We start from the raw sequence: 12,386 nt of genomic DNA on the forward strand, positions 1-12,386 counted from the left end.
TTAGGATCCCTCATTCATGCTTTTGCGCCCAACGTATAAATACGCGATGGTGCACAGTGCAACGATTAGGAAGAGAAGTGTTGAGGCCGCGGAGCCGTAACCCACGTCTTGGAAATCCACCAAATTTTGCCGTGCATAAATCGACATCGACATGGTTTGTTCGTTGGACGGTGTGAGCACGTAAATCAAATCAAACACCCGCAACGCATCCAAGGCACGGAATACCACAGCTACCATCACGGCAGGCATGATGAGTGGCAACGTGACTTTGAAGAACACTTTGAGCGGATGAATGCCATCAATTTTCGCAGCTTCGTAGCAGTCAGACGGCAGCATTTGCAGGGCGGCGAGAATAAGCAACGCCATGAATGGCGTGGTTTTCCACACATCGACGGCAATCACCACGTTCAGTGAGAGATCACTGTCTGCTGTCCAAGCCAGCGGCGCGGCGATCAAGCCAAAGGTCATGAGAAAGTCGTTCACGATCCCGAATTGATCGTGAAGCATCCAGCCCCACATTTTGGCGGAGACGATGGTCGGGATCGCCCACGGCACCAAGACCGCCGCACGCACCAACCCTTGCCCTTTGAACTTGGTGTTCAGTACAAGCGCAACAATGATGCCCAACATGGTCTCTAAGCTGACGGAGACAATGGCAAAATAGAGCGTGTTCCAGACGGCTTGCCACCACGTCGGATCAACCAAGATGCCGTAAAATTCGCCGTCTTCGTAGATGAGGTAGTTATCAAAGCCAATAAACTCAGTAACGCCGCTGCCATCCAAGGTCGCATTGGTCAAACTGAACCAAAACGTCCTTAGCAATGGCCAACCTGCCACCATGGCAAGCGTAATGAGCATTGGCGTTAGAAACCACCAGGCGGCGCGTACGCGTTTTCGCGTGAGTGCGCTGGTCTGTTCCATAGAATGTCCTTTTGAATAGCGCCATCAAACGCTCAGCGCGTCTGATGGCTATAACAAAGAATTACCAACGACCGCCACGGCTAATGCGTTTCAGATCTTTTTGTAATTTGGTCAATGCCGCATCTGCATCAGTACGCCCTGACAACACGCCGTGTGTGGCGTTCCAGAATGCATTAGAGACTTGGTTGTACTTCGCGCCCGTTGCAGACGACGGACGTGGTGTGCCGTTTGCAAAGGTGGTGTACAAGCTGCCAAAGAAAGGCACAGCGGTAAGGACGTCTTCGTCTTGGTAAAGCGCTTCAATGGTTGGGTTATAAGAACCGACGATTGCACGGCGCTTTTGCTCTTCAAAAGAGGTGAGGTAATTAACGAGGCTTGCAGCCACGTCAGGGTTTTCAGAGTATTTGGATACCGCCAACTGCCAACCACCCAAGGTGCCCGCATGGCTGCCGTCTTCACCGCCTTTTGGCAGTGCAACAACGCCAATCTTGCCTTTCACAGGTGAATCTTCGCTGTTACCCAAAGACCATGCATACGGCCAGTTACGCATGAACACGGCATTCCCCGTTTGGAAAACCCCACGCGCTTCTTCTTCGCCGTAGTTCAGTACGCCTGGAGGGGAAATGGTATCGACCCAACCCGCCGCCGTGGTCAGCGCTTGTTTGGCGCTGTCGTTGTTAATGGTAATTTTGCCCTTTTCATCAACAATGGTGCCACCGTTGTAGGACGCAACCCACTCAAGGGCATCACAGGTTAAACCTTCATAGGCGCGGCCTTGCCAAACAAAGCCCCACATTTTGTCGTTGCCTGCTTCGCGTTCACCATTCATCACCTTTTCAGCGGTTGTCGTCAGTTGCTCCCACGTGACAGGTGGCGCTTCGTCGTATTTCTCAAGCAGGTCAGACCGGTAATACAGTACGCCAGCATCGGTAAACCAAGGCATTGCAACAAAGCGATCTCTCACTGTGTTGTTCGCCACAATGGCTGGGAAATGGGCATCTTGCGCACCGTTGGTGTATTCAGTCAGATCGATAAAATGATTACCGAGAATACCGGGCCAAATCACATCAATTTGGAAGACGTCGATGTCATTCGCACCCGCAGCAAGAAGCTGCTGATACAGTGCAAGACGTTCAGTTGTTGAATTGGGGGTGGTGACGATTTTGGCCGTGTGGCCTGTTTCCTTTTCCCATGCAGCAATGCCTTGTTGACACAGCTCAAGCTCTTGCCCAACTGCACCACATGAGATAGAAATCGTTTCCGCTTGCGCGCTAAAGCTCAAAAGAGTTGAAGCAACAACAGCTCCGAAGATCGAACGTTTCATGGATAACTCCCTGTCGCGTCATCCCGGCGTTACCCTTTCTTTTCCGCTTGCCAACGAGAAGATGGTACTTCCAGCTCTGTCATTTTGTCTGGTAAAGCACAGTCGTCTTGGCGGAGAGCAAAGTCTGGGTAGGGTTTTCGACCGATCAACCACCCGACCGGAACGGACGAGTATAAGGGGTTATCTAGCAGAACACGTTGCGCATTCGTGGTGTCATCTGGGATCTGAAACAAAATGCCCTGATCGGCAATTTTGAGCACTTGATGCCAGCTGTCGTACCCGTGCTGACGCGCAACAAACTCCAACGCCTGCATGTGAGAACACTGCAAGATACGTTTTTGTTGTTTAGCTAACCGCTTGAAGTTTTTTATGTCAGCGGCTGACGGGATCATGGATGCCACAGTGTTCCTTAAGGATCATTGACCGGTGAAAATACGCACGCAGCGGCCCACTCACAGCACACATCCCTTCCGGGGTGACAACCAAATTCTTGAATTTTTAGGGGTGGTAGATATTGCGTGCGCTTTGCCACGTGGGCGGCAAGTCGATATCTGCGACTCAAGCTAAAACGCTATCACCGCGTTAACATATTTGCAATATACCGATGAGAGCTGGATCACTCGCTTAAAAATTAATTTATCAGTAGTGATTTCGAATCAAATTTGAACAGCTATTTAGGCAGGATTCCTAAACGACAGGCAAAAAAAACGAGCCGGAGTAGGCTCGTGAAAGGGTTAGCAAAATTTGCATCGGGTGGGAGCCCGGATGCCAATAGGACAAAGGTATCTATTCGCTAATAATCCTAGTTGGCAGGCCCCGCGCCGATGTCAGCGTTTTGTCAACGCTTGGTCATTTTATCTCACCCTTTTGTCTTAGCCTCCGGCAGCCACTTCATCCAAAACGGCTAACACGGTGCCATCTAAATGGCCATCAAATACCTGACGACATACCTTACGGCGTACCGCCAAGCCTGAGATTAAGCGCTCAATCGACAAATGCCCCGCTTCGTTCTGGCTGTTGTAAAACTCGATCGTACGACTCAGCGTTTCGTATGACATGATTTCACCATCCACACGTAACCAATCCAATTTGTCCATGTAGCTTTGACATTCTTCGGTGATTGTCGCCGCAGGGTGCCCTGTCATGGCCGACAACGCGGTAATACTGCGTTGCATCGCCTCTGGCGAGGTGTATTTTGACAAGGTGATTGTCAGTTCATCTGCATTGATTTCAACCAAATGCTTACGCAGCTTAACGCGGCGTCCCAAGCGCCCTCCCCGCTTCTCTTTACGCTGAATCGGTTCGAATTCACCGTCAATGATCTCGGAAAGCTGATCAAGGTCTTGCTTTGGCATGATCTCATTGCGAAGAGGGTTTGGCATGGTGGGTGCCAAGGATCGTTTCCCTTCGTTATACGTTTTGGCACGAGAAAAACGGATCACCTCATCGACATTACATTTGATGTCCAAACGGTAATCTGGGTGCTTCTTGTCGTTGTCGAGTTGGTACACCGTTAAGTGGTAACCCCACAAGTTAACTGCAAACACATCTTCGGTTTGGGTTTCCTTTTTGGCCAGTTTTCGCAGCTCTCTGATCAAATCACTCGAAAAACGTCGCCATTCGATGTTTCTAGCCATTTTCTGGTTTAGGTCGCTCAATGTCATGGAATCTTCCAATCGACGCGACAGGCGGCTTCTGAAGAGGCTGTAGAGCTGGAATACCAAGGTATGCTGGCGCAAGATCTCTGGTGGGAACAAGAAAAAGTAATCTCGCGTCATCAATTCTTCGAAAAATGACGGCTCCCAGACCAGGATGTACAAATTAGGCTTAATGCGAATTTCGCCATCTTCACCTTCACGCGGCGCTTCTTCAGACGCAGTGATGGTGCGGGCAATAAAGCGAAAACGATCACTTTTAAAGCCTTCAGGCATATTTTCACTCAACCAGCGTCCGGTCAGTTCATGAAGCTGGAAGTCAGTAAATTCGATGCGATCGATGCTCTCACGGATTGAATCACGTGCAGGCCCGCTGTCCTTCTTGCCGCGTAGTGACAGAATGTCCGTGATATAGACTGGCGTCTTATTCCCAACTTTCTGTGTTTGTAGCTCGTAGTTTGGCAAATGATGATCATGGTACTGCACGGTCAACGTAAACAACGCAAATAAGGTCATCAGATCATCAACCGTCATGATCGATTTTGACGATCGCGTTTCAATGATCGCTTTGGTGCCACTGATCGCCACCATCGACTTTTGGTAACTCTTTTTCGTTCTTGGCGGTGCCAGTGCTTGGTCGATGATCCCAGCCCAGCTGGTTGGCGCGATCACAATGTGATCTTTCTCATCTTGCATCGATGGCGGTATACCTAAACCATGCTCGCTAAGCAGTTGCTTGTTGACGTGATTCTGCGCCAGCGCTTTCGAACGCTTTTGCTTTTCCATCACTTTGGTTCTTTCAGATTGCAGGCCTGCTGAGCCTAGCACTGAGATCAACTGGCTTGGGTTCACAAAACGGTGCAACATGGTTTTGCCCGCCAATCCCTCTTCGAATCTCACACCTTGCTGTGTAAACAAACCAATTTGTACCGCGGCTCTCAAGCGTTGTTGAATGGCAGCGCGTGTTAATTGGCCTTCTGTTGCCTCAACAAGCTCAGTGGTAGAAACCACGCCGTCTTTTGAAGCAAAGCCTCTCAGTGAGATAAGATTAAGCAGTTCAAGAATACTTTTGGTTACACCACGGAAATGCTCGTATTGGGGTAACCAATCGATCAATTGCGCGTGTACTTCGAAAAGGTGACCATCCTTGTGTGATCGTGGTGCGGGGATCAGTATTTTTTCCGAGGGACTTGAGGCCATCGTGCCACAGCTCCTTGTTAAGCCTGTAGAGTTATCAGAATACATGTGGCCGTAATTGAGCCATCTTTCCGAGAAGATTAATAGAAAAAAAATAAGAAAGAAAGATCTTTTTTATTGTTCCCTTTTAACTGATCTTTTTGATTAAGTATGATCTTACTGATTATATGATCTTATGATCTGGCCGTTCATAAGTCTGTAAGTGACTGATAGTAAAAAGGTAAAAATAGAGCACGATCGAAAGCATGATCATGGTGTGCTTGGAAAGATGATCATTAAACACTTGAAAGCATGATCATTAGAAGCGTGAAACGATGATCATCAGGATATCGAAAACGTGATCATCGAACCTCCTAAAGCATGATCATGGCAATTACACATGTTATCCACAAGCCAAAATAATAACTTTGCGCTCCCCTGCCCTTCATGATGTATTTATCCGTTATTTGGCCTTGGAAAAATGATCAAGAGAACGTCTTTTTGACCATGTTTCCGCCTTTACGGCTCAATATTCCAGCGACACTGATGGCGGCTGGTGGATGATGAGAATCCATTTACACAAATTGAAACGACAACTAACGTATTTTAGACGGGAGACAATATGTGTCCGATGCCCGAAACAATGATCAAGTGAGTGTCTTTGTATTTCAATATTGTCATATGAATACGAGTTCGTGCTTCATGTTTGCCTTCTTTTCATTGAGTTAAGCCCATAGATCCAGTATTGAAAAGGCATGCACCGTAATTTGGTCGGTACTTCATATCGTTCCGGTGTGTTTTATCCTTTCTATTTCACTGCCATTCCCCTTGATCATTCATTCGGAGGAATACGATCTTTATGTGTTCGTTCACGTTGAAATTTTGGGCACATCAACGCCTTGATCATTTATCCATAACTCACATTTAGGCTAGGAAAGATGATCAAGGAACAGTGAGGAGCGATTCGCAATGTAAATACTCGAAACCGCCTCTCTCTTGATCATCGTTGCGGAAACATGATCAAGTAAAGCGTCAAAATAGGCCTGTTCGCCCTCTTTCAGTATGACTTTTTCATGTTATCCGATTTTTACTGACGATTTTCAGCATGATCGATAGTTGAATCGACAACGTCCGTAATTTAGCGCATTGTTATCACTGTTCCGTAGAAAGATCGGCATTTGACCTGTAATATTGGTTTACATTGTAAAAAGGTGACGCTGTAACACTTTAAATCTATGATTTTTCGCCATGACAAAGTCACATTATTTTGTCGAATTTTTTCAAGGTTTTGTCATAAAGTGAGCGCCTTCTTACTTTTTATGCAGCACGTTCAGCTTTTTATTGTGCGTTACGTAAAGTGCTGTACAATTCAGTTAATTCTCTTTTATGGCGAAAAGAAAAATGAATAGGGAAAAGACGATACAAAATCTGCAGTCCATTGCAGAGCAAACCAAGCAGGTTCAAGCCGACCGCATTGAGATCGTGATGGAAGAACGTCATGATCAACTGTTCCCACCAATGTCAAAAGCACTGATGGAAACACGTTCAGGGTTAACTCGTCGTAAGTTGGATGAAGCAATTAGCCGCATGGAAGAAGCGGGTCATCAGTTTACGAAAAACAATGCAAACCATTACTCTATTACCTTAGATGAAGCACACCAAATTATGGAAGCGGCGAAAATGCCCGCTTTTCATCAGGGTAAAGGTGCAGGCCATAAGCCTTGGGTTATCAATATCCAGAACCAAAAAGGCGGCACGGGTAAATCCATGAGCGCGGTTCATTTGGCTGCTTGCATGGCATTGAACCTTGAAAAACGCTACCGAATTTGCCTGATTGACCTTGATCCACAGGGTTCTTTACGTCTTTTCCTTAACCCTATGATCAGTGTTAACGAGCAAGAGGGCATTTACTCGGCGGTGGATGTGATGTTGGAAAATACACCACAAGACGCCGATAGAGAGTTCATGATGAAGAATGTTCTCTTGCCGACCCAATACCCTAATTTGAAAACGATTGCTGCCTTCCCTGAAGACGCAATGTTTAACGCTGAAGCATGGCAAAACTTGGCGACTAATGGTTCGCTGGATGTGGTTCAGTTGTTGAAAGAGAAAGTGATCGACACGATTGCTGACGAATTCGACATCATCATGATCGATACGGGCCCACACATCGATCCATTGGTTTGGAATGCGATGTATGCGTCGAATGCCTTAATTATTCCTTGTGCAGCTAAGCGTTTGGACTGGGCATCTACCGTGAATTTCTTCCAGCATTTGCCGACGGTTTATGAAATGTTCCCCGAAGATTGGCCGGGTCTCGAGTTTGTTCGCTTGATGCCGACCATGTTTGAGGACGACAATAAGAAGCAAGTATCTGTACTCACAGAGATGAACTATCTGTTGAGTGACCAAGTGATGATGGCCACCATTCCTCGTAGCCGTGCATTTGAAACGTGTGCTGACACCTACAGCACAGTGTTTGATTTGACCGCGCAAGACTTTGAGGGCGGCAAAAAAACCTTATCTACCGCACAAGAAGCGGTTCACCGTGCAGGGCTGGAGCTAGAACGCGTGCTTCACAGCCATTGGTCGCAGCGAAATCAGGAGTGATAAATGGCGATTAAAACTTCAGAACTGAACGCGCGTTTGTTTGGCAAAGCGGACAAGCGACGTGCAACCACCGTGCAAGAAGCGCAAAAAGCGGCTTCTGAAAAAGCTGCGGTGATTGAGCTTTCTGTTGCTGGTGAAGCGACGGTTGAATTTGAACTCGTGCGTGTGGCAGCAGGGGAGGTGGTTTCTCGCACCTCTGTGTTTGCAGAGAATGCCCGTGAACAATCGTTTCTAAACGAACTCGCGTTATCCGATATTTTGGTGACGTTGAAGGACCGCGGTCAGCAATACCCTGCGGTTGGTCGTTGGTTAGACGGTAACAAGATTGAAGTGCTCGACGGTAGTCGCCGTCGCATGTCGTGTATTTTGGCGAAACAAGATTTTCTTGTTTACGTCGCCAGGGACATTAATAGCAAGCACGCAAAATTCTTGTCCGATGTCGCGAACGCACATAAGCCTTTATCACTGTTTGAACGTGGTAAAGAGATGCAAGCCATGCTTGACCGCGGCGATGTGCTCGATCAAAAAGAGCTGGCGAAAGTATGCCAATGCAGCGAAGCATTGGTAAGTGGCGCGCTAAAGGCGGCGTCTTTACCACTGCCGGTACTTCAAGCTTACCCAAGTGTTGCTGAACTTGGCCGACCAACGATCGTGAAACTTCACCGTTTGTTCTTCTCGCTAAGTCATGATGAGCAATCACAGCTTCTTGCAAAACTTGGCGAAGCGCCACTTTGGCAAACTGTTGATGCTCACGGCGTTAGCCGCATTACGCGTGAAGTGACCATTATTATTGAAGATTGGCGTGAGTCACTGAAACCGTCAGTGAAGAAAGAATCGCCTGCGACTGACCTGATTAAAGGCCGTGTTAGCTATCGCCGTAAAGGTGATGCCTTGTCTATCAATCTTAAAAAGATGAGCGATGATGACGCACAAGCCATTCTTGATTTTATTGAATCTCGACTTGGCTAAACGCAAAATCTGAATCAAACAAAACGTGCCTGATGGCACGTTTTTTTTTGCTTGTCTCTTGGATACGGTATGATGAAAAGGTAGATGACAACCTTGGCCATAACCGTGACTCCAAACGATTTTATCCAATTGCTTCAAGATGCCGCCGTAAAACGCGTGGTTCGATTTCCTGTTTTTGTTGCTGGCGATGAGGTAACAGTTTCTGGCTTTTTGGCGTTGGCGCCACCGTCATTGATTGTCAGTGATGTATTGCCTGGCGCCACACCTTGGCGTCAAGTCAAACGCCTATTGGGACAGGAAACTCACTCCCTTGCGCTCGATATCCGCCAAGGTTTCGATGTCGAAAAGCTCTGTGCCATTGCTGGATGTGTCAAAGGCGGTGAGTTGGTTTACTTCCTCGTTGGTGGGGAGGTGAGCGAGCGTCGTTTTTACCAACGCTTTAGCACTTTTTATCACCATGCCGATGCGGCCTACTTTAGCCAACATGGCGGCATGAACCTACCTCAGTCGATATCCTCCTCTCAACATGTTCCTGAATACAGCTCATCGTTCACGTCATCTGGCATGACGCAAGATCAGCAATGTGCTGTCGATGCCATCAAACAGGTTCTTAAAGGACACCGTCGCCGTCCTGCGCTCATCGTTGCAGACCGTGGTCGTGGCAAGTCTTCTGCAATGGGCATTGCGGCAGGACAAATTTTGTCGTCCGACATTAAAACGGTATTGGTGACGTCGCCTTCTATTGCTAATGCAGAAACCCTGTTTCAACACGCGCTTGTTGACGGTGATTGTGAGAGGACCAATAAATATCTGGTGACTTACAGTAATGGCAGCCAACTGAAGTTTGTCGCACCCGATGTTTTGCTTCAAGACAAACCAATGTGCGATTTGCTGTTGGTTGATGAAGCTGCAGCGATACCGGTTCCTATGCTCAACCAAATGTTGACGAGCTACAGTCGCATCGCTTTTTCCACGACTGAACATGGTTATGAGGGCACGGGCAGAGCATTTAGCCTCCGTTTTAGAAGCCTTCTAAACGATAAAGCGAAAGGGTGGAAGGAAGTATCTTTGCACCAACCTGTTAGGTGGGCGCAAGACGACCCGTTAGAGCGTTGGTTGTTCGATGCTTTCTTGTTTGATGCGGAGCCTCTTTATCCCGATAACATCGATGAGATAACGGTGCGCATTGTAGACAGAGATGCGTTGCTTAAAGACGAATCGACGCTGAGGCAATTGTTTAGCATTTTGGTGACGGCACACTATCAAACATCGCCGAACGATTTACTGCAGTTGCTTGATGATGAATCCCTCACTGTGTTTGGCGCGTTTGCACATGGCATGTTAGTCGGTGCTTTGCTTGCACAGAAAGAAGGAGGGTTTGATGGAGCGCTGGCGTCGGATGTTGTTGCTGGCAAACGCAGACTTCGTGGTCATTTGTTAGCGCAAAGTTTGGCGTCTCATACCGGTACGGTGGATGCGTTAACGTCAGTACTCATTCGCGTTTCTCGCATTGCCGTATTACCGTTATTTCAGCGAAATGGCATTGGTACCTTGTTGTTGAAATCCGCAGAGACCTATGCAGCTCGCGATGGTGTTGGTGTCATGGGAACCAGCTTTGGTGTGACACCTTCTCTTTGGCAGTTTTGGTCATCACAAGGCTATATACCTGCACGTTTAGGTATTCAGCGCGATGCGGCAAGCGGCACGCATTCGCTTCAATTGATTAAGACGCTTTCTTCTGCGCCAACGTGGTTTGACGATATTCAGGCACTGTGCTCTTCTAACTTCTATGCTCAACTATCAGAACAATTCAGCCAGCTTGACCCATATCTTTCTGCTTTGTTGCTCAATGCTATGACCGAACCTGCAACATTGTCCGAGGCGCAAAATAGACAGGTTGCATTGTTTGCGTCTGGCGCGCTCGGCTATGATTTGGTTACGGGCAGTTTGTCGCAATGGCTTGTTTCTTGGCTATCTCGCCAAACAAAGACTATTTCGCTCGAAGACAAAGGCTGCCAGTTGATGGTTGCGCGAGTCCTGCATCGACAGTCTTGGGATGTCATTGCAAATGAATTTGGGTATCAAGGACGTAAAGACACGGAACTGGCGATGCGACAGTGGGTCGCAATACACCATTAGACAAATAGGGATGAACAATGAAACTCGTTGCGGACACGCATACACATACGTTAGCAAGTGGGCACGCGTACAGTACAGTCATCGAAAATGCCAAGGCAGCGAAAGATGCTGGACTTACGTATTTATGTGTCACTGACCATGCTTCGACAATGCCTGGCGCTCCTCACTTTTGGCACTTTGTGAATCAACGCGTGATCCCAGACGTTTTAAGCGACGTGCGAATCATCAGAGGTACAGAAGCAAACATACTCAATGAGCACGGTGAGCTTGATATGCCGACGTATGTTTACGGGAACTTGGAATGGGTGAACGCCAGCTTGCACGAGCCTGTCTTCCGTCCATCCTCTAAAGCCGCGCATACCTCAGCGATGATCGGCGCAATCAAAACCGGTCTGATAGACGCGATTGCTCATCCTGGTAATCCTTCTTTCCCCATCGATATGGAAGCGGTTATCAAAACTGCTGCTGCGCATGGCGTGGCGCTCGAACTTAATAATTCTTCACTGAATGGGTCGCGAAAGGGGAGTGAGCCCAACTGTTTGGAAATCGCCGAAATTGCCAGAGATTGTGGCGCATTCATCTCAACTGGATCGGATGCACATTTTGCTTCCGATATTGGACGACTTGATGATGTTGCTAACATCATCAAAACAGTCGGCTTGCGAGAGTCCCAAGTTGTTACCAGTCAGTCGTCGATATTTGAAGAGTATCTGGAAAAGCGTCAGTCCATTCGCAAACGCAGGGTGTCGGAGCTTCTCGCGGGCTAATCGATTTACACTGTAAAGTAGGCAATCGGCACTGAAATTTAAAACGCACATATTTGATAAATCTGAATGTTATGCCATCTTGTGGAGGGGGCGTAAGCATCTAACATTCAATACAATATTGGAAATAGTATAAGCATATACTTAAATTTTGCTGCTTAGTGGGCTGTCTTGGCAGTAGTCGTTGGGAGGCAGTATGGCGGAAGAATTCGAAAAGCTTTGTGATGCCCTGATCAGTGAATCGGGCGGGGAAGAAAACTGTAAACGTTTTCAAGAAAGGATTGAGTTAGGCAACGGTGGAATACTTGCTCGTTTACATGTTCATCCGTATCTAGATGTTGATCATGAAGATGATGACTTTGGGCATAAGGTCATTATTCGAGATGTAAGCAGAAGTGGTATTGGGCTGTTGTGCCATGATGAGTTAACGTTGGATTCTCTATGCATGTTGCATGTCGTTAATCTGACACCAGTGCAAGGCACGCTTATTTATCGTAAAGAAGAAGCTGACGGCCAGCATCGATATGGCTTTAGCCTTGATGAATGGCTGTCTGAAGAGAATCACCAACGTTTGTCTGTATAACCTTTCTCATTCTTCTCTTCTTTAAGACACTGATTTTAATAGCGCAGTATTTTTACTGCGTTACTTTTCTCTAAACGAAGTTCAATTAATCCGAGGGTGAGTGCGGCATATTAAGTAAAACTCTCTATAATTCATTTATATGACGTAGTGTCTTTATTGAGATTTTAGTCAGTAATTTAATGCGATCTGTATCCAACTTGAGCCGACTACTAGGCATGAGACGGCATTTATATATGTAGAATGTA

9 protein-coding genes are annotated in these 12,386 nt (G+C 47.2%); 5 read left to right on the forward strand and 4 right to left on the reverse strand.

The features are described 5' to 3' along the window. The 4 genes from BCT27_RS03645 to BCT27_RS03660 form a co-directional block, all read right to left on the reverse strand. The gene (locus BCT27_RS03645) at window positions 1–921 is read right to left on the reverse strand and encodes a carbohydrate ABC transporter permease (RefSeq protein WP_017016754.1); all 921 of its coding nucleotides are present in this window, start codon (window positions 919–921) and stop codon (window positions 1–3) included. A 61-nt stretch (window positions 922–982) separates the two neighbouring features. Further along, window positions 983–2,245: an ABC transporter substrate-binding protein gene (locus tag BCT27_RS03650; RefSeq protein WP_102318083.1), complete on the reverse strand. Its 1,263-nt coding sequence runs from the start codon at window positions 2,243–2,245 to the stop codon at window positions 983–985. Between the two features lie 29 nt (window positions 2,246–2,274). Continuing rightward, window positions 2,275–2,637, reverse strand: coding sequence for a hypothetical protein (locus tag BCT27_RS03655; RefSeq protein WP_017017393.1), 363 nt, complete (start codon window positions 2,635–2,637; stop codon window positions 2,275–2,277). Between the two features lie 480 nt (window positions 2,638–3,117). Continuing rightward, entirely contained in the window at window positions 3,118–5,100 is a 1,983-nt protein-coding gene (locus BCT27_RS03660) for a replication initiator protein RctB domain-containing protein (RefSeq protein WP_102318084.1), read from the reverse strand. Window positions 5,101–6,477: 1,377 nt separating this feature from the next. On the opposite strand from BCT27_RS03660, the gene BCT27_RS03665 reads away from it, so the two are divergent. The 5 genes from BCT27_RS03665 (at window position 6,478) to BCT27_RS03685 (ending at window position 12,141) form a co-directional block, all read left to right on the forward strand. Then, the gene (locus BCT27_RS03665; RefSeq protein WP_102318085.1) at window positions 6,478–7,686 is read left to right on the forward strand and encodes an AAA family ATPase; all 1,209 of its coding nucleotides are present in this window, start codon (window positions 6,478–6,480) and stop codon (window positions 7,684–7,686) included. 3 nt (window positions 7,687–7,689) lie between these two features. Next, window positions 7,690–8,655 carry a ParB/RepB/Spo0J family partition protein gene (locus BCT27_RS03670; protein ID WP_102395068.1) on the forward strand — a complete coding sequence of 322 codons (966 nt, stop codon included), beginning with the start codon at window positions 7,690–7,692 and terminating at the stop codon, window positions 8,653–8,655. 84 nt (window positions 8,656–8,739) lie between these two features. Then, on the forward strand, window positions 8,740–10,794 hold the full coding sequence (locus BCT27_RS03675; protein WP_102395069.1) for a tRNA(Met) cytidine acetyltransferase TmcA: 2,055 nt from the start codon (window positions 8,740–8,742) through the stop codon (window positions 10,792–10,794). A 17-nt stretch (window positions 10,795–10,811) separates the two neighbouring features. Further along, window positions 10,812–11,561: a phosphatase gene (locus tag BCT27_RS03680; protein WP_102318087.1), complete on the forward strand. Its 750-nt coding sequence runs from the start codon at window positions 10,812–10,814 to the stop codon at window positions 11,559–11,561. Window positions 11,562–11,754: 193 nt separating this feature from the next. Continuing rightward, the gene (locus BCT27_RS03685; RefSeq protein WP_102318088.1) at window positions 11,755–12,141 is read left to right on the forward strand and encodes a PilZ domain-containing protein; all 387 of its coding nucleotides are present in this window, start codon (window positions 11,755–11,757) and stop codon (window positions 12,139–12,141) included. Window positions 12,142–12,386: the final 245 nt, after the last annotated feature.

The organism is Enterovibrio norvegicus, from assembly GCF_002876705.1.
Taxonomy (GTDB): domain Bacteria; phylum Pseudomonadota; class Gammaproteobacteria; order Enterobacterales; family Vibrionaceae; genus Enterovibrio; species Enterovibrio norvegicus_B.